This is a genomic window from Sphingobium sp. TomTYG72, assembly GCF_055394715.1.
The window spans coordinates 974770-997296 of sequence record NZ_AP027336.1; the positions used below are offsets into that span (position 1 = coordinate 974770).

Annotated in this window: 22 protein-coding genes and 3 pseudogenes; 14 read left to right on the top strand and 11 right to left on the bottom strand. The window is 61.2% G+C overall.

All coding sequences use genetic code 11. The annotated features are described in order from the left end of the window. Nucleotides 1-54: 54 nt before the first annotated feature. The 4 genes from gatB to gatC form a co-directional block, all read right to left on the bottom strand. Nucleotides 55-1557: an Asp-tRNA(Asn)/Glu-tRNA(Gln) amidotransferase subunit GatB gene (gatB, locus tag ACZ5U1_RS05000; protein WP_464779627.1), complete on the bottom strand. Its 1503-nt coding sequence runs from the start codon at nucleotides 1555-1557 to the stop codon at nucleotides 55-57. Beyond that, on the bottom strand, nucleotides 1554-1883 hold the full coding sequence (locus ACZ5U1_RS05005; protein ID WP_464779628.1) for a hypothetical protein: 330 nt from the start codon (nucleotides 1881-1883) through the stop codon (nucleotides 1554-1556). The genes gatB and ACZ5U1_RS05005 overlap by 4 nt, the downstream gene beginning before the upstream one ends. Nucleotides 1884-1890: 7 nt before the next feature. After that, a complete protein-coding gene (gene gatA, locus ACZ5U1_RS05010; protein WP_464779629.1) occupies nucleotides 1891-3375 on the bottom strand; it encodes an Asp-tRNA(Asn)/Glu-tRNA(Gln) amidotransferase subunit GatA in 1485 nt (494 codons plus the stop codon). A 100-nt stretch (nucleotides 3376-3475) separates the two neighbouring features. After that, nucleotides 3476-3763 carry an Asp-tRNA(Asn)/Glu-tRNA(Gln) amidotransferase subunit GatC gene (gene gatC, locus ACZ5U1_RS05015; protein WP_464779630.1) on the bottom strand — a complete coding sequence of 96 codons (288 nt, stop codon included), beginning with the start codon at nucleotides 3761-3763 and terminating at the stop codon, nucleotides 3476-3478. 126 nt (nucleotides 3764-3889) lie between these two features. Here gatC and ACZ5U1_RS05020 point away from each other — a divergent pair, with 126 nt between their 5' ends. Together ACZ5U1_RS05020 and ruvX are read left to right on the top strand one after the other, a co-directional pair. Then, nucleotides 3890-5008, top strand: a complete 1119-nt coding sequence (locus tag ACZ5U1_RS05020) for a DUF3089 domain-containing protein (RefSeq protein ID WP_464779631.1) — start codon at nucleotides 3890-3892, stop codon at nucleotides 5006-5008. Next, nucleotides 5005-5478 (top strand): Holliday junction resolvase RuvX, encoded by a 474-nt coding sequence (gene ruvX, locus ACZ5U1_RS05025; protein WP_464779632.1) that lies wholly within the window; start codon nucleotides 5005-5007, stop codon nucleotides 5476-5478. Before ACZ5U1_RS05020 ends, ruvX begins: the two co-directional genes overlap by 4 nt. A gap of 19 nt (nucleotides 5479-5497) precedes the next feature. Here ruvX and ACZ5U1_RS05030 read toward each other — a convergent pair whose 3' ends face one another. After that, nucleotides 5498-5896 carry a MerR family transcriptional regulator gene (locus tag ACZ5U1_RS05030; RefSeq protein ID WP_464779633.1) on the bottom strand — a complete coding sequence of 133 codons (399 nt, stop codon included), beginning with the start codon at nucleotides 5894-5896 and terminating at the stop codon, nucleotides 5498-5500. Between the two features lie 71 nt (nucleotides 5897-5967). Between ACZ5U1_RS05030 and ACZ5U1_RS05035 the strand changes: the two genes are divergently transcribed. Beyond that, the gene (locus tag ACZ5U1_RS05035; RefSeq protein WP_464779634.1) at nucleotides 5968-6729 is read left to right on the top strand and encodes a MauE/DoxX family redox-associated membrane protein; all 762 of its coding nucleotides are present in this window, start codon (nucleotides 5968-5970) and stop codon (nucleotides 6727-6729) included. Nucleotides 6730-6764: 35 nt separating this feature from the next. Here the strand turns inward: ACZ5U1_RS05035 and serB are convergent, their stop codons facing one another. Beyond that, on the bottom strand, nucleotides 6765-7643 hold the full coding sequence (gene serB / locus ACZ5U1_RS05040) for a phosphoserine phosphatase SerB (RefSeq protein ID WP_464779635.1): 879 nt from the start codon (nucleotides 7641-7643) through the stop codon (nucleotides 6765-6767). Here serB and miaA point away from each other — a divergent pair. The 6 genes from miaA to ACZ5U1_RS05070 all read left to right on the top strand — a co-directional run bounded on the left by miaA (nucleotide 7642) and on the right by ACZ5U1_RS05070 (nucleotide 13628). Beyond that, on the top strand, nucleotides 7642-8586 hold the full coding sequence (miaA, locus tag ACZ5U1_RS05045) for a tRNA (adenosine(37)-N6)-dimethylallyltransferase MiaA (protein ID WP_464779636.1): 945 nt from the start codon (nucleotides 7642-7644) through the stop codon (nucleotides 8584-8586). The two genes, serB and miaA, sit on opposite strands and share 2 nt — an antisense overlap. Before the next feature lie 101 nt (nucleotides 8587-8687). Next, complete coding sequence (locus tag ACZ5U1_RS05050; protein ID WP_464779637.1) at nucleotides 8688-10436, top strand: acetolactate synthase 3 large subunit; 1749 nt, start codon at nucleotides 8688-8690, stop codon at nucleotides 10434-10436. Nucleotides 10437-10446: 10 nt separating this feature from the next. Continuing rightward, a complete protein-coding gene (locus ACZ5U1_RS05055) occupies nucleotides 10447-10797 on the top strand; it encodes a hypothetical protein (RefSeq protein ID WP_464779638.1) in 351 nt (116 codons plus the stop codon). Then, complete coding sequence (ilvN, locus tag ACZ5U1_RS05060) at nucleotides 10797-11312, top strand: acetolactate synthase small subunit (RefSeq protein WP_464779639.1); 516 nt, start codon at nucleotides 10797-10799, stop codon at nucleotides 11310-11312. The genes ACZ5U1_RS05055 and ilvN overlap by 1 nt, the downstream gene beginning before the upstream one ends. A 205-nt stretch (nucleotides 11313-11517) precedes the next feature. After that, nucleotides 11518-12537: a ketol-acid reductoisomerase gene (ilvC, locus tag ACZ5U1_RS05065; RefSeq protein ID WP_464779640.1), complete on the top strand. Its 1020-nt coding sequence runs from the start codon at nucleotides 11518-11520 to the stop codon at nucleotides 12535-12537. 467 nt (nucleotides 12538-13004) lie between these two features. Beyond that, a complete protein-coding gene (locus ACZ5U1_RS05070) occupies nucleotides 13005-13628 on the top strand; it encodes a YceI family protein (protein ID WP_464779641.1) in 624 nt (207 codons plus the stop codon). Nucleotides 13629-13715: 87 nt separating this feature from the next. Here the strand turns inward: ACZ5U1_RS05070 and ACZ5U1_RS05075 are convergent. Next, nucleotides 13716-14272 (bottom strand): annotated as a pseudogene (locus tag ACZ5U1_RS05075) (DUF1993 domain-containing protein). A gap of 299 nt (nucleotides 14273-14571) precedes the next feature. On the opposite strand from ACZ5U1_RS05075, the gene leuA reads away from it, so the two are divergent. Next, entirely contained in the window at nucleotides 14572-16242 is a 1671-nt protein-coding gene (gene leuA / locus ACZ5U1_RS05080; protein WP_464779642.1) for a 2-isopropylmalate synthase, read from the top strand. 52 nt (nucleotides 16243-16294) lie between these two features. Here leuA and ACZ5U1_RS05085 read toward each other — a convergent pair whose 3' ends face one another. Then, complete coding sequence (locus ACZ5U1_RS05085) at nucleotides 16295-16711, bottom strand: VOC family protein (protein ID WP_464779643.1); 417 nt, start codon at nucleotides 16709-16711, stop codon at nucleotides 16295-16297. Nucleotides 16712-16773: 62 nt separating this feature from the next. Here ACZ5U1_RS05085 and trmFO point away from each other — a divergent pair, with 62 nt between their 5' ends. Then, the gene (gene trmFO / locus ACZ5U1_RS05090; RefSeq protein WP_464779644.1) at nucleotides 16774-18126 is read left to right on the top strand and encodes a methylenetetrahydrofolate--tRNA-(uracil(54)-C(5))-methyltransferase (FADH(2)-oxidizing) TrmFO; all 1353 of its coding nucleotides are present in this window, start codon (nucleotides 16774-16776) and stop codon (nucleotides 18124-18126) included. 12 nt (nucleotides 18127-18138) lie between these two features. Here trmFO and ACZ5U1_RS05095 read toward each other — a convergent pair whose 3' ends face one another. Together ACZ5U1_RS05095 and ACZ5U1_RS05100 are read right to left on the bottom strand one after the other, a co-directional pair. Beyond that, nucleotides 18139-18603, bottom strand: a complete 465-nt coding sequence (locus ACZ5U1_RS05095; protein WP_464779645.1) for an EF-hand domain-containing protein — start codon at nucleotides 18601-18603, stop codon at nucleotides 18139-18141. An 11-nt stretch (nucleotides 18604-18614) separates the two neighbouring features. Continuing rightward, entirely contained in the window at nucleotides 18615-19259 is a 645-nt protein-coding gene (locus ACZ5U1_RS05100) for a hypothetical protein (RefSeq protein WP_464779646.1), read from the bottom strand. Between the two features lie 123 nt (nucleotides 19260-19382). On the opposite strand from ACZ5U1_RS05100, the gene ACZ5U1_RS05105 reads away from it, so the two are divergent. From ACZ5U1_RS05105 to istA, 3 genes and pseudogenes are all read left to right on the top strand, one after another. Further along, on the top strand, nucleotides 19383-19529 hold the full coding sequence (locus ACZ5U1_RS05105; RefSeq protein ID WP_464779647.1) for a hypothetical protein: 147 nt from the start codon (nucleotides 19383-19385) through the stop codon (nucleotides 19527-19529). 111 nt (nucleotides 19530-19640) lie between these two features. Then, nucleotides 19641-20587, top strand: a protein-coding gene (locus ACZ5U1_RS05110) for an IS630 family transposase (RefSeq protein WP_464777875.1) whose coding sequence is annotated in 2 segments (ribosomal slippage) — nucleotides 19641-19977 and nucleotides 19977-20587 — 948 coding nt in all. Because the reading frame shifts where the segments join, the coding sequence is not laid out codon by codon here. Between the two features lie 193 nt (nucleotides 20588-20780). Beyond that, nucleotides 20781-22029 (top strand): annotated as a pseudogene (istA, locus tag ACZ5U1_RS05115) (IS21 family transposase). A 192-nt stretch (nucleotides 22030-22221) separates the two neighbouring features. On the opposite strand, the pseudogene ACZ5U1_RS05120 reads toward istA, so the two are convergent. Next, nucleotides 22222-22374 (bottom strand): annotated as a pseudogene (locus ACZ5U1_RS05120) (transposase); the annotation flags it as partial. Nucleotides 22375-22527: the final 153 nt, after the last annotated feature.

A 22527-nucleotide genomic window follows, 5' to 3' on the forward strand; every position in this document is an offset into this window, starting at 1 on the left:
CGGAAGCGCCCCCGCTTCCGCGTCCATTCAGGGGTTTAGACAGCGGGCTTCGATTTAGGCAAGCGCCTTGCGGACGAGGTCATTGACGACCTGGGGATTGGCCTTGCCCTGCATGGCTTTCATTGTCTGGCCGACGAAGAAGCCGAACAGAGCTTCCTTGCCCGCCTTATATTGTTCAACCTTGTCGCCATTGTCGGCAAGGACCTTGGCCACGGCATCTTCGATCGCGCCGGTGTCGCTGGTCTGCTTCAGGCCCTTTTCCTCGACGATCTTTGGCGCGCGATCGCCGGTTTCGAGCATGATCTCGAATACCTGCTTGGCGATGGTGCCGCTGATCGTGCCATCGGCGACCAGTGCGAGCAGTTCCGCGCCCTCTTCGGGGCCGACCGGGCTGTCCTCAAGGCTTTTTCCGAGGCGGTTGAGAGCGCCGTACAGTTCGGACAGCAGCCAGTTGGCCGAAGCCTTGGCGACCTCGCCCTCGCTCTTCTTCTGGATACGCGCAGCTTCAGCCAGCAGTGCCTCGAACCAGCGGGCCGTGTCGGCGTCGGCGGTCAGCGTGGCGGCGTTATAGGCTGAAAGGCCCAGTTGCTCTTCATACCGGCGGCGCTTGGCGTCCGGCAGCTCGGGCAAGGACTGGCGGCATTCCTCCAGGAAGGCGTCTTCCAGTTCCAACGGCAACAGATCCGGGTCCGGGAAGTAGCGATAGTCGTGCGCATCTTCCTTGGATCGCATGGACCGCGTTTCATTCTTGTCCGGATCGTAGAGGCGCGTTTCCTGAACGACCTTGCCGCCCGCTTCCAGCACATCGACCTGACGGCTGGCCTCATATTCCACCACCGCCATGACGAAGCGGACGGAATTGACGTTCTTCGTTTCGGTTCGCGTGCCGAACTCATGGCCGGGCTTACGGACCGACACGTTGACGTCGGCGCGCATCGAACCCTGATCCATATTTCCGTCGCATGAGCCGACATAGCGCAGGATCGTGCGGAGCTTCGACAGATAGGCGCCAGCTTCTACGGGTGAGCGCATGTCGGGTTTCGACACGATCTCCATCAGCGCGACGCCCGAGCGGTTGAGGTCGACATAGGAGCGCGTCGGATGCTGATCGTGCATCAGCTTGCCCGCATCCTGTTCGACATGGATACGCTCGATCCCGATCCGCTTGGTCGTGACGTCGGGGTTCTTTTCATCGAGATTAATCTCGATCTCGCCTTCGCCGACCAGCGGATGGTAGAGCTGGCTGATCTGATAACCCTGCGGCAAATCGGCGTAGAAGTAATTCTTGCGATCGAAGCGCGACCATTTGTTGATCTTCGCATTTATCGCCATGCCGGTGCGCACCGCCTGACGGATGCATTCACGGTTGGGCACGGGCAGCATGCCGGGCATGGCTGCGTCAACCAGCGACACCTGCGTGTTGGGTTCCGCGCCGAACGCCGTCGCAGCGCCGGAAAAGAGCTTCGCCTGGCTCGTCACCTGCGCATGGACTTCGAGGCCGATCACGACCTCCCACTCGCCGGTTGCGCCCTGAATGCGATAGGTTGATTCAGTCATTTCACGCGTTCCAAATATTCTATCGTCAGCGCAAACTCACGCTCAAGAATGTCAGCCCGGCTTCCCCGGACGTCAATTTCAGTCAAAGCGCGAATAATTGGCTCACGATATTGAGGAAATTCTCGAAGCTCATACGCCACGGCAACATTACCCAAAACAGTAGTTCCGGCGGTCCCAAGCTCTTTCATAAGATCGTGGAATTTTTGAAATTCCCGAAATCGTTGCTCACGACGCTGATTGGCCACATATTGCCAAGCCGACCACGCCAAAGCGCAAAGCGGCAAGACGATTGCCGCCCAAGTCAGCCAGTCAACTGCTGACCTCATCCCCATCTTACCACCACTTCTCCGGCCGCGCCGTGAAGCCCGCGCGTTCCTCGATGGCGAGGCCTGCATTCAGCACGGTCTGCTCGTCCAGTGCCTTGCCGATGATCTGCAAGCCCAGCGGCAAGCCCTGCGAGTCCAGTCCGCCCGGCACAGCCATGGCGGGCAGACCAGCCAGCGAGGCAGGCACGGTGAAGACATCATTCAGATACATGGCGAGCGGATCGGCCTGCTTCTCGCCCAGCGCGAAGGAGGCGCTCGGCGCGGTCGGCGTCAGCAGCAGGTCACACTTCTCAAACGCCTGTTCGAAGTCGCGCGCGATCAGCGCCCGCACCTTCTGCGCCTGCGTATAATAGGCGTCGTAGAAACCCGCCGACAGCACATAGGTGCCGATCATGATGCGGCGCTTGACCTCTGGCCCGAACCCCAGGGCGCGGGTCGCGGCATACATGTCCTGGAGGCCCGCGCCATCGGGCAGGTCCCGTTGGCCGTAGCGTACGCCGTCATAGCGGGCGAGGTTCGAGGAAGCCTCGGCAGGTGCGATGATATAATAGGTGGGCAGCGCATATTTTGTATGCGGCAGCGACACCTCCACGACCTCGGCGCCTGCGTCCTTCAGCCATTCTATGCCGCGATCCCACATGGCGGAGATTTCCGCGTTCAGGCCATCGGGACGATATTCTTTGGGAATACCGACCTTCTTGCCCTTGAGGCTGCTCGTCAGGTTGGCTTCCCACTGCGGCACGGCCAGATCGAGCGAGGTTGAATCCTTGGGATCGAAGCCCGCCATCGTTTCCAGCAGGATCGCGTTGTCGCGCACCGTCCGCGCCATCGGCCCGGCCTGATCGAGCGACGAGGCGAAGGCCACGATGCCCCAGCGCGAGCATCGGCCATAGGTTGGCTTGATACCACTTATGCCTGTGAAGGCGGCAGGCTGACGGATGGAACCGCCGGTATCGGTGCCGGTCGCCGCCGGACACAGCCGGGCGGAGATCGCCGCCGAAGAACCGCCCGAGGAACCACCCGGCGCCAGCGCGGCATTGTCGCCACCGCCCCGCCGCCAGGGCGAGATCACGTTGCCGAAATAGCTGGTCTCGTTGGATGAGCCCATGGCGAACTGGTCAAGGTTGAGCTTGCCCAGCATCCCCGCGCCCGCGTCCCACAGCTTTTTGGAGACGGTGGATTCATAGGTCGGCTTGAACCCTTCCAGCATATGGCTGGCGGCGGTCGTCTGTACGCCTTCGGTGCAGAACAGGTCCTTCATGCCGATCGGCACGCCCGACAGCGGCTTGAGCGCTTCGCCCGCGGCCTTTGCCTTGTCAGCGGCATCGGCGGATTTCAATGCCTTTTCCGGCGTTTCCACAATGAATGCGTTCAGCGCCTTGGCCGCAGCGACATTGGCGTTGAAGGCTTCGGCCACTTCGCGCGCAGAGAAGTTGCCTGCGCGGAAACCGTCGCGGATTTCGGCTACTGTAAGATCAGTTAAATCGGTCATGCGCCAACTTCCGTTCGCCCTGAGCCTGTCGAAGGGCTGCACTTTTCTTCAAGAAAGGACTGGGCTTCGACAAGCTCAGCCCGAACGGGGATATAAAGATTCACTCAATCACCTTGGGCACAGCGAAGAAGCCATGTTCGGCTTGCGGAGCGTTCGCCAGCACCTTGTCCCGAACATTGCCGTCGGTCACGGCGTCCTCACGCAGGCGCAGCTGGTTGGGTATGACGGCGGTCATCGGCTCTACGCCGGTCACATCCACCTCGCCCAACTGCTCCACCCAGCCGAGGATGTTGTTGAGTTCAGGCACCATCGCCTCGGCTTCGGCTTCGGTCACCGAAATGCGCGAAAGGCTGGCGATCTTCTTTACGGTCTGAAGGTCTATCGACATGGGCCGCCGCTACCACCCGCTCACGTCCGCTTCAAGTCCGCACTTGCGCATGAGGGGTGCCTGCGCCAGACAGGCGCCGTTCGACGCAGGCCATGGGGGTTCTGACGATCGGCGGAGAGCAAAGCATTGGCCCGCAAGTTCCTCTATGTCGTCGCCAGCCTTATCGTGCTGGTTCTTGCGGCATTGCTGGTTTACCGCATCTGGGGGATGCAGCTGATCCGCGCCGTCATGGTGCCGCGAGAAGCCTTCACCCCGATCGCTCCGCTTCCGGCCAATGCCTATGATGATCCCAGGATGTGGATCGCCCGGCCAGGCATCGCGCACGACAATCCGGCTTTGTGGAAACCCGCCGGACAGAAGGATGAAGCGGTCACCCAGAAGGCGGCTGTCTTCTTCATCCATCCGACTTCCTACATCACCGCTTTTGGCGGCGCGCATTGGAACATGCGACTGGACGACAAGGACGCGCTGACAACTGCGCGGCGTTTCGTGCAGGGGCAGGCGAGCGTCTTCAACGCGGTCGGCGATGTTTGGGTGCCCCGCTATCGGCAGGCCAATTATGGCGCATTCCTCATCGACAAGCCTGCTGGCGAACAGGCATTGGCGGCGGCCTATCGCGATGTGCGCTTGGCCTTTGCGGCGTTTCTCAAAGCCAATCCCAAGGGTCCGCTGATCCTTGCAGGGCACAGCCAAGGGTCCCGCCACCTGCTCCAGTTACTGCGCGATCAGGTTGCGGGGACGCCTGTCGCTTCCCGTATCGTCGCCGTTTATGCCGTTGGCTGGCCGGTATCCGTGGAGGCGGATTTGCCCGCCCTCGGGCTGCCCGCCTGCGCCCGGCGCGATCAGGCGCGGTGCATTGTCAGCTGGCAAAGCTATGCCGAGCCTGCTGATCCGGCTTCGATGGTGGAAAGTTTCGAACGCATGCCCGGTTTTACCGGCCGCCCTCGCAAGGGCACGCACATGCTCTGCACCAATCCCATCACCGGCACCCTCAACGGAGCCGCTCCGGCGAGCGCCAATCTGGGTACGATCGACGGCCGGGATGAAGGCAAGCCGCCGCGCCTTCTGAAGGGCGTAGTTCCAGCCCGGTGCGATGGCAGCGGCATATTGATGATCGGGGAGCCGGTGGACATGGGGCCGTTCACGCTGCCGGGCAATAATTATCACGTCTATGACTATGGCCTGTTCTGGGGTGACGTTCGGGAAGATGCGCGCCAGCGGCTGGCGAGTTTGCTGAAGAAATGAGCACGCTGCTCACCACCGACCGTGCGGCCTTCCGCGAGGCGCTGCCCTATGGTGGCCGCCTGCTCGGCATGGACGTCGGCACGAAAACGATCGGGCTGGCTTTGTGTGACGCGGGTTGGTCCATCGCGAGCCCTGCGCACACGGTGGCCCGCGGGAAGTTCAGCAAGGACAAGATCGCGCTCGCCGCTTTCATGGAGCAGCAGCAGGTGAAGGGCGTCGTCATCGGCCTCCCACTCAATCTCGATGGCAGCGAAAGTCCGCGCAGCCAGGCGAGCCGTGCCTTCGGCCGCAACATTGCGGATCTGGGCTTGCCAATCCTATTGTGGGACGAGCGCTGGTCTACGCAGGCGGTTACGCGCACCTTGCTGGAGGCAGATGCCAGCCGTGCGCGGCGGGGCGAGCTGGTCGACAAGCTGGCCGCGAGTTACATCCTGCAAGGGGCGATAGACGGATTGATGGCGGGATTTTGATCGCCGTCCGAGGGAGCAGCTATCCCTCGAAAGCCGAGATGATGGGGCAAGGCCCTTCATCGGATGCATGACATGCACTGGCGAGCCGCCTTAGCGAATCGCGTGCCGCCTGGAGTTCGGCGATCTTCATGTCCAGCGCAGCCAATCGCCCGGCTGCCAGTTCCCTGGCACGCGCCCTGTCCTGCCCGGCGTCCAGTCGCAGAAGCTCGCCAATCTGGTCCAGCGTGAACCCCGCCGCCTGCGCCGAGCGGACGAATTTCAAACGTCGCACATCCTGATCATCATATCGACGGACGCCGCGCGTCAGTCCGCTGCCGCCCCGATCCGGCGTCTCCAGTAATCCGCGACGCTGATAGAAGCGCACTGTCTCCACGCCCACGCCACCAGCGCGCGCCAGACCAGAAATCGTCATTGCCATGCTTGACTCCGGACCATGGTACGGAACCCATATGGGGCGCAGAGCGATAATGTCCAAGAGAAAGCGATGACATGACGAGCGCAACAGCAACGACCGCCCTGCCCCAAACGGCTGTCCTCTATCGGATGGTGATGCCCGGCCATGTTTGCCCCTATGGCCTCAAGGCCCGCTCGCTATTGCGCCACAAGGGTTATGATGTGGAGGACCACTGGCTCACCAGCCGCGAAGAAACGGACGCGTTCAAACAGGCGCATGACGTCAAGACGACGCCGCAAATCTTCATCGATGGCGCACGGATCGGCGGCCATGATGATCTGCGCCGCTTCTTCGGCCTGACCGTCACCGATCCGTCAGCGACCAGCTATATCCCGGTCCTCGCTGTCTTTGGGGTCGGTGCGCTGTTGGCACTCACGATCAGCTGGCTGACCGCGATGCGGCTGGTCAGCATCATGACCGTCGAAAGTTTCATCGCTGTCACGATGATGCTGCTCGCCATGCTCAAGCTACAGGATGTGGACCGGTTCGCCACCATGTTCCTGAACTACGACCTGCTTGCCCGCCGGTACGTGCCTTATGCGAAAGCATATCCGTTTCTTGAACTTGGCGCGGGCGTGCTGATGTTGACCGGCATTCTGCCTTGGCTTTCCATCCCCGTCGCGCTGTTCATTGGCGGCATCGGCGCGGTATCAGTGTTCAAGGCCGTCTATGTCGACAAGCGAGAACTGAAATGCGCCTGCGTCGGTGGCGGCAGCAACGTACCGTTGGGGTTCGTCTCCCTGACGGAAAACATCATGATGGTTGCGATGGCGCTGTGGATGCTTGTTCGTATCTGACCTCAGATGCCATCCCAACCGCTGTCGGAGAGCGACTACGCCTGGACCCATTCTGCCGAAGAGATGCCCTGCGCATATAGAAGTACCGAGAGGTCGCCATGGACGATCTCCGCAGCGGCTGCTTCCCGCGTTTTGGGCTTGGCATGATAGGCAACGCCAAGCCCCGCGCCCTGGATCATAGGTATGTCGTTGGCGCCGTCACCCACCGCGAGCGTCAATGCCCGATCAATGCCTGCTTCGATCGCGGCTTCCAGTTCGGCACGTTTGCGGGACGCATCAACGATCGGCAGCGTTACCGTGCCCACCAGCGCCCCATCCGCAATCTCCAGAACATTCGCCACCGCACGATCAAACCCGATTTCCTCGGCCACGGGTCCGGTGAAGCGGGTGAAGCCGCCGGACACTAGGAGGGTTTCAGCCCCCCTCGCCTTCATGGTGCGCACAAGTGCCCCCGCGCCCGGCATGATCTTCACGCGCTCTGCCCGGCATCGGTCGATCGCTTCATCGGCGAGGCCCTTGAGTAAAGCGACACGCTCATGCAGCGCCCCTGCAAAGTCCAGCTCGCCGCGCATCGCCCGCTCGGTGATGTCGGCGATCTGCGGCTTGATCCCCGCATAATCGGCGAGTTCGTCGATGCACTCGACCGTGATCATCGTGGAGTCCATGTCCGCGATCAGCAGCTTCTTTTCGCGACCCTCGGCAAGTTGAACGATGACATCGATCCTGTCGCCGATCCCGGTTAGCGCCGCGCGGGCCAACACAGGATCACCGCCGAAGAAAATATCGGCAGCCTTGCCCTCGTCCAGCCACTTGCTATCCACCGGCGCGCAGCCAGCCGTCGCCAGCCGAGCCACGGCATCTTCAATATCCCGCTGACTCAAGGCCGCACTTGCCACTAAGGTTGCGACGAACATGGACACTCCTGAAACATCTATGGGCGAATCCCGCCCCCGCGTCGCGCTTATTGCCGGGCCTACCGCCAGCGGCAAGAGTGCGCTGGCATTCCGGCTGGCTCAAGCGGCCAACGGCACCGTCATCAATGCCGACGCCAGCCAGGTATATGCCGATCTCCAGATCCTTTCCGCGCGCCCAAGCCGGGAGGAGATGGGCGACATCCCGCACCGCCTTTTCGGCCATATCGACGGGGCGGAGGCCTGTACGGCTGCGCGCTGGGCGGCAGAAGCGCGCGAGGAGATCGGCAAGGCGCATGCGGAAGGACGCCTGCCTATTCTAGTCGGCGGCACGGGGCTTTACCTGCGCACGCTGCTTGATGGCATCGCTCCAGTACCGGACATCGATCCCGCGATCCGTCACGCCGTCCGCGCCATGCCCGTCGTGGAGGCCCATGCCGCATTGTCAATCGAAGACCCGGCAGCTGCCGCGCGGCTGGCGCCTGCCGATAGCACAAGGGTCGCGCGCGCATTGGAAGTGGTCCGCTCGACAAGCCAGCCGCTCGCCTATTGGCAGCAACGAAAGGTTGGAGGCATCGGCGAACATATCCGGCTTTCGCCGCTTATCCTGCTGCCCCCACGCGACTGGTTAATCGCGCGTTGCGACCAACGCTTCGAACAGATGGTCGAGGGTGGCGCGGTGGCCGAAGTAGAGGCCCTGCTCGCGCGCAATCTCTCGCCCGATCTTCCCGTCATGCGTGCTATTGGCGTGCCTGAAATTGCGAGCTGGCTTGCCGGTGATATTGACCGCGAGATGATGCTGGAGCGCGGCCGGATTGCGACCCGGCAATATGCCAAACGCCAGTACACCTGGTTTTCGCGCCAGCCCCCGGCCAGTTGGCCTAGGGAAACACACCCCATTGATGACAATTCAGCATCTGAAATCGTAATTAAATTACGTGAATAGCTATTGACTAGCCATTTTGTGTCTAATAGAGGCACCCACCTTGCCTTCGCTCCTTATCTGGAGCAGAGGGCGCAACCTGCATCCAGTGGAAGGATTTCATCGTGGCCGAAAAGAGCGGCGCGGACATTTTGGTTGAGTGCCTGATCGACCTGGGGGTCGAGGTCGTGTTCGGTTATCCGGGCGGCGCGGTGCTGCCCATTTATGACGCACTTTTCGATCATCCGAAGATCCGCCACGTCCTCGTCCGCCACGAACAGGGCGCGACCCATATGGCGGAAGGCTATGCACGTTCGACCGGGAAGCCCGGCGTCGTTCTCGTCACCTCCGGCCCCGGCGCGACCAATGCCGTCACCGGCATCACCGATGCGCTGATGGATTCCATCCCGATGGTCGTCATCACCGGGCAGGTCGGCACGCCACTGATCGGCACTGACGCGTTCCAGGAAGCTGACACGGTCGGCATCACGCGCCATTGTTCAAAGCATAATTATCTGGTGAAGAAGCCCGCCAAGCTGGCGAGCGTCATCCACGAAGCCTTCCATATCGCCACCACGGGCCGTCCCGGTCCGGTTGTCGTCGATATTCCCAAGGACGTGCAGGTCGCCACTGCACCCTATTCCCGTCCGCTTGGCTTTGAGCATGCCAGTTACAAGCCACAAACCAAGGCGGATGCGTCTGCAATCGCTCAGGCCGTCGAAATGCTGGCCAAGGCAGAGCGGCCGGTCTTCTACACTGGCGGCGGGGTCATCAATTCGGGTCCCAAGGCGTCGATCCTGCTGCGTGAGCTGGCGGAGCTGACTGGTGCGCCTGTCACCTCGACCTTGATGGGTCTGGGCGCCTTCCCCGCTTCCTCGCCGCAATGGCTGGGCATGCTGGGCATGCATGGTACTTATGAAGCCAATTGGGCGATGAACAAGGCGGACCTGATCGTCTGCATCGGTGCGCGATTTGACGATCGCGTCACCGGCCGCCTCGACGCATTTGCGCCGAACAGCAAGAAAATCCACATCGACATCGACCGCAGCTCGATCAACAAGACGGTCGAGATCGATCTACCGGTCATTGCTGACGTCGGCAACGCGCTGACTGACATGATCGCGGCGTGGAAAACGCAGGGCCACAAGGCTGCGGACCTCAGCGAATGGTGGGCAAGGATTGAAGGCTGGCGCGCGCGCAACAGCTTAGCCTATCCGGAAAGCCGCGAAGAGATCATGCCGCAGGAGGCGATCGCGGAGCTCTATCGCGCTTCCAAGTCGGCCGATGACGTCATCATCACGACCGAAGTGGGGCAGCACCAGATGTGGGCTGCGCAGCATTTCGGTTTTGAAGAGCCTAACAAGTGGCTGACCTCGGGCGGCCTCGGCACCATGGGCTATGGCTTCCCTGCCGCAATCGGCGCGCAGGTCGGCAATCCCGACAGCTTGGTCGTCTGTGTCGCGGGTGACGCATCTATCCAGATGAACATTCAGGAGATGGGAACCGCGAGCCAATACCGGCTGCCCGTCAAGGTGCTGATCCTAAATAACGAATATATGGGCATGGTCCGCCAGTGGCAGGAATTGACCTATGAAAGCCGTTATTCCAACAGCTATTCCGACAGCCTGCCGGACTTCGTGAAGCTGGCGGAGGCTTATGGCTGGACCGGCATCCGCATCGAAGGGCCGCAGGAACTGGCGGCGGGCATTCGTCAGATGATCGACACGCCCGGCCCGGTGATCGTGGACTGCCGCGTGGCGAAGCTTTCCAACTGCTTCCCGATGATCCCGTCGGGCGCGGCGCATACCGACATGCTGCTCGACCCCAGCCAGGTCGCTGGTATCATGTCGGACGAGGCAAAGGCTTTGGTGTGAGGGTTATGGCGTGACTGGGCATCTGAAGCTCCGCATCCATGTGAGCGAACCCTTTGACTTCGAACGGATGAGCGGCACGGCTGAGCTGAAAGGCTGGACCGTGGACCATAGCGATCCAGAGAATGAAGATTGGGAAGTTCACCTGGATGAGGGCTTCGATTTTCACGAACGTCGGATAGGCCGCCTGTTGATCAGCCCGCGCTATGTGGGCGAACATCTGAGCCGCATGTTCGATGCGATTGCCGGATTTCCGGTTCGCATCGCTCATCGCGATGATGGCAGCTGGCACTACGCCTTTACGGGCATGATTTCCGAGCGCCATGAGCGCGAAAAAGAACCGGACAACGGAACGAACATCTGATGCACATTCAGGAAGAATATAGCGAGCGGCACGTCCTGTCGCTGACGGTCACCAACGAGGCGGGTATCCTTGCTCGCATCGCGGGGCTTTTCACCGCGCGCGGATATAATATCGACAGCTTGACGGTGGCGGACATCACGCATGATCATGCGATCAGCCGCATCACCATCGTCACGAACGGCCCGCCCAAGGTGATCGACCAGATCATCGCACAGCTCGATCGGCTGGTGCCCGTCCACAAGGTGACGGACCTGACCGCCAACGGTCCCTTCGTCGAGCGCGAACTCGCGCTGGTCAAGGTTTCAGGCACTGGTGAGGACCGGATCGAGGCGCTGCGCCTTGCCGACGTGTTCCGCGCCAAGGTGGTGGATACGACGATCGAAAGCTTCATCTTCGAAATCACCGGCACGACTGACAAGATCGACAATTTCGTCGGCCTGATGCGCCAGATCGGCCTGGTCGAAGTCGGCCGCACCGGCGTCGTCGGCCTGATCCGCGGCAAGGAGCCGAACTGAACTGAACATCCTCTCTCCTTCAGGGGGAGAGGAAGCGAGACTTGGCGGCTATGCCGCCTAGTCGCAGCTGGAGAGGGGCAGCGCCCTCACTGTGGCGAAAAGCCCCTCTCCAACTTCATCTAGGTCCGGCTTCCGCCGAACCGAGATTTCGTATCCTCTCCCCTGAAGGGGTGAGGAAAAGGCACGGTCTGAAGGAAGAACGGACATGAAGGTTTATTACGATCGCGACGCCGACATCGGCCTCATCAAGGGCAAGAAGGTCGCCATCCTCGGCTACGGCTCGCAGGGTCACGCCCACGCCCAGAACCTGCGCGACAGCGGCGTTGCCGAAGTCGCCATTGCGCTCCGCCCCGGTTCGGCCAGCGCCAAGAAGGCGGAAGGCGCAGGCTTCAAGGTGCTGCCGAACGCCGAAGCCGCCGCTTGGGCCGATGTCCTCATGATCCTCGCCCCTGACGAGAACCAGGCAGCCATCTACGCCGACGACATTCACGCCAACCTGCGCCCCGGCGCGGCGCTGGCCTTCGCCCACGGGCTGAACGTCCATTTCGGCCTGATCGAGCCGCGCAAGGACGTGGACGTCATCATGATCGCGCCCAAGGGCCCCGGCCATACCGTGCGCGGCGAATATCAGCGCGGCGGCGGCGTGCCCTGCCTGATCGCCATCGCGCAGGACGCGACCGGCAACGCCCATGACATCGCCCTGTCCTACGCTTCGGGCGTCGGCGGCGGCCGTTCGGGCATCATCGAAACCAACTTCCGCGAGGAATGCGAAACCGACCTGTTCGGCGAGCAGGCCGTGCTGTGCGGCGGCGCGACCGCGCTGGTGCAGGCGGGCTTCGAAACGCTGGTCGAGGCTGGCTATGCCCCGGAAATGGCCTATTTCGAGTGCCTGCACGAACTGAAGCTGATCGTCGACCTGATGTATGAAGGCGGCATCGCCAACATGCGCTATTCGATCTCGAACACCGCCGAATATGGCGATATCAAGACCGGCCCGCGCATCATCACCGAAGAAACGAAGAAGGAAATGAAGCGCGTCCTCGCCGACATTCAGTCGGGCCGCTTCGTCAAGGATTTCGTGCTCGACAACCGCGCCGGCCAGCCCGAACTGAAGGCCAGCCGCCTCGCCGCCCAGCGTCACCCGATCGAAGAAACCGGCGCAAAGCTGCGTGCCATGATGCCCTGGATCGCCGCCAACAAGCTGGTGGATCAGGAAAAGAACTAAGCCGCCAAACTTAGCCCCTCCCTTTTAAGGGAGGGGTTGGGGTGGGTGCGATTGCGATAAGCAATCGCTTTCCAAACTAATCGCGAAGAGGCGCAGAGGACGCAAAGAGGTCACACTCTCCGCGATCTCTGCGCCTCTTCGCGAATGAGGTTCACGCGAAGCCTCGAAGACGGGGAGGACTTACGGCAGCCCGCTCGAACCCGCACCACCCCTCCCTCGTTCGGGCTGAGCCTGTCGAAGCCCCTTCTTCAAAATGAAGTGAAGCCGTCAGCGATCGCCGCCTTTCGGACCTCGTTGGGGACGGCCCCAAAAACTCCGCATCTCCACGTGAGCAGTCAAAATCCCCACCCACCCCGCTTCCCCACAATTTCAATCCAGTAACTCTCCGTTTCCGATTACGCCTCTGGAACAATCAATCACCCACGCTATTGTGCGCCGTCCCTTGATTGCTTCTGGAGAACCCATCCATGCGCAAGTTCCTGATTTCCGCCGCTGCCCTCACGGCCCTCGCTGGCGGCACCGTCGTCATCGCCCAGATGCCCCCCGCGCCCGGCGCAAAGGACGCGTCGCGCGTAACCGGCGGCACGTATCAGGTCGATCCCGGCCACACCCAAGTCGCCTTTGCCTACGACCATATGGGCTTTTCCAACAATTTCGGCCTCATCTCCGGCCCGACCGGCACATTGACGCTCGACCCGAAAAATGTCGCCGCCTCGAAAGTCTCGATCGAAGTCCCCATCGCCAACGTCCGCACCGGCATCGCGGCGCTCGACGAACATCTGATGAAGGCCGACTTCTTCGACGCCACCAAATTTCCGAAAGCCACCTTCGTCTCCACCGGCGTGAAGGCCGACGGCCACACCAGCGCCGAAATCACCGGCAACCTGACCATCAAGGGCGTAACGAAACCTGTAACGCTCGACGCCGATTTCTACGGCGCGGGCAAAGCTCCGGCGATGGCAGGCGGCAAGGAAAATGTCGGCTTCGTCGCAACCGCAACGGTGAAGCGCAGCGATTTTAACATGGGCTACGGCGTGCCCATGGTCGGCGATAATATCGAACTGAAGATCGTCGCTGCCTTCCAGAAGTGACCTGCCCGGTCCGGGTGATGCGTCGTCATCACCCGGCCGTTCCCTGAATAAACGTCGTCCGACTTGGGACCGACGTAGCTACGGGCTTTAGCCGGTCGGCATTGTGCCCGGGCGCAAATATGGGAACATGTGCGCGATGTAATCCGCCTTGCCCAACTCCACCCCCTGGTTGCGCAAGATTGCGTAGGCGGTCATGACGTGGAAGTAGAATTGGGGCAACGTCCAGTCGCGAGCATATTGTTCAGCCGTGAAGTCAAAAACGATGCCCATCGGCAATGCATGCTCGATCGGGCTTTGCGGGTCGGCATCAAGCGCGTCCGGAGCAAGATCGCCCAGCAGAACGAGCGTCTCATCAATTCTGGCCTTTGCGCTGGCCATGGAACCGGGATTTTCCTCCGCGTTCCGGCCCTCGTCCAGAAGAGCTTGAACAGATATGGGAAACTCTTCTCCCTTTAGCCGAAACACGCCTTCCCAAGCCTGCACACAAGCGAACCGGATCTGGAAACATGTCGGGAGCAAGCCGCACGGACAGAAGCGCGTTAGCTGCATCTGCGCCCATTTGCCCCTCAGCCTTGTCAAGCCAGCCAGAGAGGGTTTTTCAGCATCTGGCTGTAGGTCGGTATAAGGAGGTTGGTCAGGGACATGAGGGGCCTCGCGATGGGATGGATCATTGTGTCGAGGTAAATGAACCGTCTCCCCAACCCCTTCCACAACAAAAGCTGGACGCCCACCCCCAAAAAAGGTTAAGGCGTCCACATCATGCAGCGCGCGCGTCTTCCCCTGCTACGACTTACACGCCCTTAGGCGTGGCATTTCTGCTGCTCTTCGCTTGAATGACGCAGCAATCCGCCTAAGGGCATATCCAAACAGATAGTCGTTCCACCGGGCAGGCCGCGCCTTTGTTTCAAATAGGGGCCGCCCGTTTGCAAAGAAGTAGCTTCCCATGATGCTGACCGACCCTTCGCAGAAATACCGCCCCTTCCCTCAGGTGGACCTGCCCAACCGCCAGTGGCCCGGCGCCGTCATCACCTCGCCGCCGCGCTGGCTGTCGACCGACATGCGCGACGGCAACCAGTCGCTGATCGACCCGATGAACGCGGAAAAGAAGCGCCGCTTCTTTGACCTGCTGATCAAGGTCGGCGTCAAGGAGATCGAGGTCGGTTTCCCCAGCGCGGGCGCGACTGAGTTCGACTTCATCTCCGGCCTGGTCCGCGAAGGCGCGATCCCCGACGATGTGTTCCCGCAGGTGCTCACGCAAGCTCGCGAGGACCTGATCGCCACCACCTTCGAAAGCCTGCGCGGCGCGAAAAAGGCGATCGTCCACGTCTATAACGCCGTGTCGCCAGCATGGCGCAACATCGTGTTCCAGATGGACCGGCCACAGATCAAGGAAATCGCGATCAACGCCGCGAAGCTGCTGCGCGACAACGCGGCCAAACAGCCGGACACCGACTGGCATTTCGAATATTCGCCCGAAACCTTCTCGACCGCCGAGCTGGATTTCAGCCTGGAATGCTGTGAGGCGGTGATGGAGATTCTCCAGCCCACGCCCGAACGGCCGCTGATCCTGAACCTGCCCGCCACGGTCGAGGCCGCGACGCCCAACATCTATGCCGACCAGATCGAATGGATGTGCCGCAACATTTCGAAGCGCGACAGCGTGGTGATCTCGCTACACACCCATAATGACCGCGGCACAGGCGTAGCCGCGGCCGAGCTGGGCTTGATGGCGGGCGCGGATCGTGTCGAAGGCTGTCTGTTCGGCAATGGCGAGCGCACCGGCAATTGCGATCTGGTGACCGTCGCGCTCAACATGTACACGCAGGGCGTCAATCCGGGGCTGGATTTCTCCGACATCGACGAGGTCATCCAGACCGTCGAATATTGCAACCAGTTGCCGGTCCACCCGCGTCATCCCTATGCAGGCGAGCTGGTGTTCACCGCCTTCTCCGGCTCACATCAGGACGCGATCAAGAAGGGTTTCGCCGTTCAGGAAACGCGCAACGACCGGATTTGGGACGTGCCTTACCTGCCAATCGATCCCAAGGATCTGGGCCGCGACTATGAAGCCGTGATCCGCGTCAATTCGCAGTCCGGCAAGGGCGGCGTCGCCTGGGTGCTGCAACAGGACAAGGGACTGAAGCTGCCCAAGCGCATGCAGGCCGACTTCTCCCGCGTCGTTCAGGCGCTGGCCGACCAGACCAGTAGGGAGCTGAACGCCGCCGATATCTGGACCGCGTTCGAGGATCATTACCGCCTCTCCGGCGACCAGCCCTACACGCTGATCGATTATAATGAGAGCGGCCATGCGGGCGACCGCATCTTCACCGGCAAGATCGCGCATAAGGGCGGCGAGCGATCCATTTCCGGGCGCGGCAACGGCCTCATTTCCTCGGTGCTAGCAGCGCTGCGCGACGACCTCGGTGTCGATCTGGAGGTTGCGGACTATAGCGAACATGCGATCGGGGCTGGGACCGACGTCTCCGCTGCCGCCTATGTCGAATGCCACACGCCCGATGGCCGCACGGTCTTCGGTATCGGCACCGATACGGACATCGCGACCGCCTCAGTGCAGGCTGTATTGTCGGCTGCGAACAGTGTTGCAGTCAGCTGATAGATAGAATGCAGGCAGCGGCTCGCCGCCGTGAGCGCTGCCTGCAACAAGTTTAAGAGATATTCTCTGCCGCGTTCAAATCGACCTCCGCGTGACAAACGGCTTCCACGTTGATGCCGTCAGGGTCCAGGATGAAGGCAGAGTAGTAGTTTAGCCCGTAATGCGGCCTGAGGCCGGGCGCGCCATGGTCCCGCCCACCGGCACGCAGGCCCGCTGCGTGAAAGGCATGAACCTGCGCGCGGTTTTCGACGCGAAAGGCGACGTGAGTGCCCTCACCCACCCTCTCATTGTCGCCGATCCAGAAAAAGGCGTCGTCGGGCTGGCCATAGCCGTGCGTCTCACCGCCGCTCTCCTTATCCGCCGCCGGGATGGTCACCAAACGCCGCAGCCCAATCGCGCCCAGCAGTTCGTCGTAAAAGTCGCGCGACCGTCCCGCGTCACTCACGGCGATGCCGATATGGTCGATCATTTTGCGCTCTCCTTTTGCCGCCAATTGACCTAAACGCCAGCCACCAACGCATGGACGGACAAATGGGCGAAACGACAGATCATCAGGTGCATATTATCGGTGGCGGGCTGGCCGGGTCGGAAGCCGCCTGGCAGTTGGCGCAGGCTGGTGTGAAGGTGCGCCTGTCGGAAATGCGGGGTGGCGGCGACATGACCCCGGCGCACCAGACTGACGGCCTTGCCGAACTCGTCTGCTCCAACAGTTTCCGGTCGGACGATGCGGACAAAAATGCCGTTGGCCTGCTGCATCAGGAAATGCGACGACTGGACTCGCTCATCATGGCGCAGGCCGAACCCGCAAAGGTCCCCGCTGGATCAGCCCTGGCCGTCGACCGAAACCTGTTTTCCGATGGCGTCACCCGCGCCCTGTCCGATCATCCTAATGTCGAGATCGTGCGGGAGCGCATCGATCAGTTGCCGCGCGCAGGGATGACCATCGTCGCCACCGGGCCGCTGACCGCACCAGCGCTCGCGGAGAGTATCGGCTCCGCTGCGGGCATGGATCATCTCGCATTCTTCGACGCCATCGCGCCCGTTGTGCACTTCGACAGCATCGAGATGGACAAATGCTGGATGGCCAACCGCTGGGACAAGATCGGCCCCGGCGGTGGCGAAGGCAAGGATTATATCAACTGCCCGATGACCAAGGACCAATATCAGGCATTTGTGCAGGGACTGATCGACGGCGAGAAGACCGAATTCAAGGAGTGGGAAACGAACACGCCTTATTTCGAAGGCTGCATGCCGATCGAGGTGATGGCGTCCCGAGGCCCGGAAACGTTGCGGCACGGCCCGATGAAGCCAATGGGGCTCGACGATCCGCGCACGGGCCGCTGGCCCTATGCCGTCGTCCAGCTGAGGCAGGACAATGCGTCGGGTACGCTGTGGAACATGGTTGGGTTCCAGACAAAGCTCAAGCATGGTGCGCAGGTTGACCTGTTCCGCACCATTCCCGGACTAGAGAAGGCTGAGTTTGCGCGGCTGGGCGGGCTACACCGCAACACCTTCATCCAAAGCCCCAAACTTCTGGACGCGACCCTGCGCCTGAAGAGCGCGCCGCATATCCGCTTCGCTGGTCAGATGACCGGATGCGAAGGATATGTGGAAAGTGCGGCCATAGGCCTGCTGGCCGGGCGTTTTGCCGCCGCCGAACTGCTTGGCCAGCACATGCCCCCGCCGCCTGGCGATACGGCCCTTGGCGCATTGTTGGGTCACGTCACGGGCAATATAGCGACGGCGGACTATCAGCCGATGAACGTGAATTTTGGGCTTTTCCCGACCCTGGACGATGTAAAGAAGAAGCAGCGCAAGGAGGCCTATACTGCTCGCGCCCGCGCTTCCTTGGCGCAATGGTTTAGTCAGTTTGAAATGAGCTGAGCGCCCTCCTGCTCAGCAGCGGCATTTCGGTTTCGCCGTTCGCTTGGGTGCGGTGGTTGCAAATTCGGCAGGGGTCAGCTTTCCGTCCGCATTAGCATCCGCGTTGGCAAACCGATCCGATGTGGCGACGGCCCATTCCTCGAAGGAAAGGAGGTTGTCCTTGTCCTTGTCGAGCGCCTTGAACGCCTTGACCCGGCTGCCCAGCATCTCGACCCGGGTGATAAAGCCATCCCGGTTCCGATCATAGCGGCCGAAACGCTTTTGCTCGCGGCTTTGCGGACTGGCTTCTCCGGGCGTGGGAGGTGCTTTGCCAACGGCGTCGGGATTACCCTCTGGCAATTCTTCTATTGCAGGCGGCGGCGGTGGACCAACTATGGCCTCAGGCACCGCGCTGCTGGCTGCGCGCCCTTGCCACCAGAAAAGTCCTGCCGCCACAAGAAGCAGAGCAGCCCCGGCGCCAGCCATGATACGTCCCAAGAAATTTCCCCTCAACGCGCACTGAACGCGACACGCAATAGCCGAAGATATAGGCCGGGAGTCAACCGGTTAGGAGCGGCCTTCCCACGCGTGATATCCCCTTGCGCCAAGCCATAGGCAATCCGCATTGGCCGCCATGATGCAGGCCAGACCGGATCGACTGAAAAAAGCTTGTGCCGGGCAAGATCGATCGCCTTCGCGGCGAGATTAGGGCTGCTGACATGACCTGAAAAATCCCAAAGCGCCCATGCGGCCCCTGCCTGGATCAGCCAATCCGGGACCTCTGCTTCACCCGTGAGCGATTGGAACAACCCTCCCCCTCTTCCGATCGCATAAGCATCCAGATCATCGTCGGCGATGAGCGCTTCCCAGCCATCAAGCCATGCTGTCAGGCCCGTCGGTGGAGCTTCGCCAGCCGCGCGTAACGCATCTACGAGCGGATCACCCCTGCCGTTCACGCCCGATGCATCGGTCAATGCTTCCTGCCACCAGGCGAGCCGTAGCTGGCCGATCATGGATTCTGTCGTGGTGGCCACGACACGACCAAGACGTGCGTCCAAAGTCCACAGCAAGCGGTGGCGCGAAATGTCGCGCCCCGCATAGGCGCTAAGTAACGTAGCTAATATCGAGGGTCGATCTTCTGCCTGGTCATTCATGAAGCGTATACCGGCCGCTAGAGTTTATCGGCATTTTAATCCGTTCTCGGATATTGATACTTCATCGTTTCAATCAGCACGTCACCCGGTCGGGCGGGGCGATGAGCACGGGTGAGAGCTAGTATGAGAGACAGGATCAAGCGCGCATTGTTTATTTTAATGCGGCTCTATCACAACCAAGCGGGTAACGCGCTGCCGATTGCGGCGGCTGCAACGATACCGCTTGGGGCGATGACTGGCATCCTGATGATCTCAGCCGGGGTTATCTAAGATCAGGACTCATTGATTAGAGCGGTTTTCGACCGTTTTGAATCGATGAGGGATTTCCCTCCGGTCTGATTTGTGATTCAGAATCTGTGCTGGTGAAGGAGGCCGGCATGGATGGGTCACCCTCTGTCGATGGATTTGCGCACGCGGCTTCTGGCGGCGATTGATGGCGGGCTGAGTTGCCGAGGAGCGGCGGCGCGCTTTGGGGTTGCGCCATCGACAGCCATTCGCTGGCAGGCGCAGCGTCTGGAAACCGGCGCCTTCGCTCCCAAGCCGCAAGGCGGCGACATGCGATCCCGCCGAGTGGAGGAGCGAGCCGCCGATATCCTGGCCTTGTGGGAGGCGCGCAAGGACATCTCGCTCGAAGAACTGCGCATTGCCTTGGCCGAAGCGGGCCTGACGGTGTCGGTTGCCGGGCTGCACCGCTTCTTCGCCCGACGAGGCATGACGCGCAAAAAAAGACTGGGCATGCCATCGAGCAAGACCGCCCCGACGTCCTGAGGCAGCGCCACGACTGGTTCGAGAACCAGGTCGATCTGGAGCCGGAACGCTTGGTGTTTATCGACGAGACGTGGACCGCCACCAACATGGCCCGCAGTCACGGCCGTTGTGCCAGAGGCGAGCGGTTGCGGATGGGATACCCGCATGGCCATCGCAAGACCACCACGCTGGTCGCGGGCCTCCGCATGAGCGGCATGGTCGCACCGATGGTGCTGGACGGTCCGATCAACGGTGACTGGTTCGAAGCCTATGTCGCGCAGGTTCTCGTACCGGAGCTGCGGCCTGGCGACGTCGTCATCATGGACAATCTGTCGAGCCATAAGCGCCCCGCTGTCCGCGACCGGATCGAGGCGGCAGGGGCAGCGCTGCGCTTCCTGCCGCCCTACAGCCCCGACTTCAACCCGATCGAGAAGGCCTTCTCTCGCCTCAAGGCCATGCTCCGAAAAGCAGGTGAGCGCACCGTCAGCGGCCTGTGGGGCCTCATCGGCAGGCTCGTGGACATCTTCCAGCCCGCCGAATGTGCCAACTACTTCAGCTCGTGCGGCTATGATCCAGACTGATCGAAAACCGCTCTAATCCAGAAGATGACGGTTGCAGCGATGCCGATGGCGGTGTTGATGGCGGAGTAAATGCCCCGGAACGGACATTTGAAAATTCCCCACTTCTTCTGATTGGCCCTTGTCCGGGGCGAGCCCCGGACAAGGGCCAAAGCAAAAAATCCGGCATGATCCTCCTGACGGGAGGCACGCTACGATGAAGAAGCTTGGAGATCTGATAATGATCCTGGATTTACATCGCCAAGGCCTCAAGGTGACGGCTATCGCCCGCCAGGTCGGCATCGACCGGAAGACCGTCCGGAAATACATTGCCCGTGGCATCGAGGTGCCCACCTACCGCCCGCGCCAACCACGCGACCGCTTGCTTGACCCTTGGATGGATTATCTGAGGGCGAGACTTGAGGCCTATCCTGGTCTGAGCGCACGGCGCCTTTTGCGCGAGATTTGCGAACGTGGTTACACCGGCGGCTACAGCACCGTACGCGATACGGTGCGCACCTTGCGGCCAGCAGGCGGCGGTAGCCCCTTTGCCGTGCGCTTCGAGACGCCGCCGGGTCAACAGGCGCAGGTCGATTTTGCCCAGTTCCGGGTGCGATTTACCAGCGCGCCGGACAGCGTCCAGATCATATGGTTGTTCTCGATGGTGCTGGGCTTCTCCCGCCTGATCTGGGGGCGCTTCGCCCGGCGCCAAACGATGCAGACGGTATTGGCGTGCCACAGAGCTGCGTTCGAGGCGATCGGCGGCGTGCCACGCGAAATCCTTTATTATCGTATGAAGACCGCCGTTCTCGGCCAGGACAAAGATGGTCGCGTCGTTTACAACCGGACGCTCGGCGAATTCGCTCGTCATTACGGCTACCTGCCAAAGGCCTGCCGCGCCTATCGTCCCGAAACCAAGGGTAAGGTTGAGCGGCCGTTCCGCTACATCCGTGAAGACTTCTTCCTGGGCGGCACGTTCCGCGATCTCGATGATCTCAACCTCCAGTTCGGCAACTGGCTTGGCAACGTCGCCAGTCCGCGTGTTCACGCCTCCACCGATCGTGTTGTCAATGAGGCGTTCGCCGAGGAGCGGCCGACGCTGCAAACCTTGCCGCTGATACCCTTTGGCGCGGTTCTCAAGCTTGAACGCAGGATCAGTCATGAAGGCATGGTGAGCGTCGGCGGCAATTATTACTCGGTGCCCGACGCAACGCGACGGCGGGTGGTCGAGGTGCACAGTCTAGCGGACGAAATCCAAATCTTTGAGGATGATCGACTGATCGCACAACATCCCTTGCTCGAGGGACGTCGACAGCGATCGCTTCTGGAAGGCCATCGGCGCCAATACCGCCCCAAAGAAGAAAACCCGATACCGCATGGCTTTACCGGCGAACAGGTTACGCGCCGGTCGCTCGACTTTTACGCCCATCGGTCGGCAACTGGCGGCGTCAGGAGCAACAGCATGAGCTCGCTTCTTCCCGATCCGACAGCGTCGCTGCTTGATCGTATCAAGACCAGTATGATCGGCCTCAAAATGCTGCGGGCTATCGAGGTCGTCGACACCTGCGTCTCTCGCCTCGATCGCGGAAACCTCAAACCGCGAAGTGGGGAATTTTACTTTGCCCGTTCTGGGGAAAATTACTGTGCCGTTGACAGGCGGGCGCATCGCGCCATCGCAAGCCGTTCCTGATCACGAAGATGATACCGCTGATGATCCGACGATCATCCACCCGTGGCACGCCGTGAGAAAGAGGGAAATAGGGCTCGATCCGGCGCATCTGCGCCTCCGACAGCCAAATCAGATCACTCATGGCAACGTCTCCTCATGCAGCCATTGAATCAACCAATCTTCCGCTCGGCAAGAGATTTAATAGGTCCTGACCCTAGGCTATTATGTGCGACTGACTATCGGCCTAATCAATATTCGTAAGGGACCGATTTTCTGGAGAAAGGAGAGGAGCGAC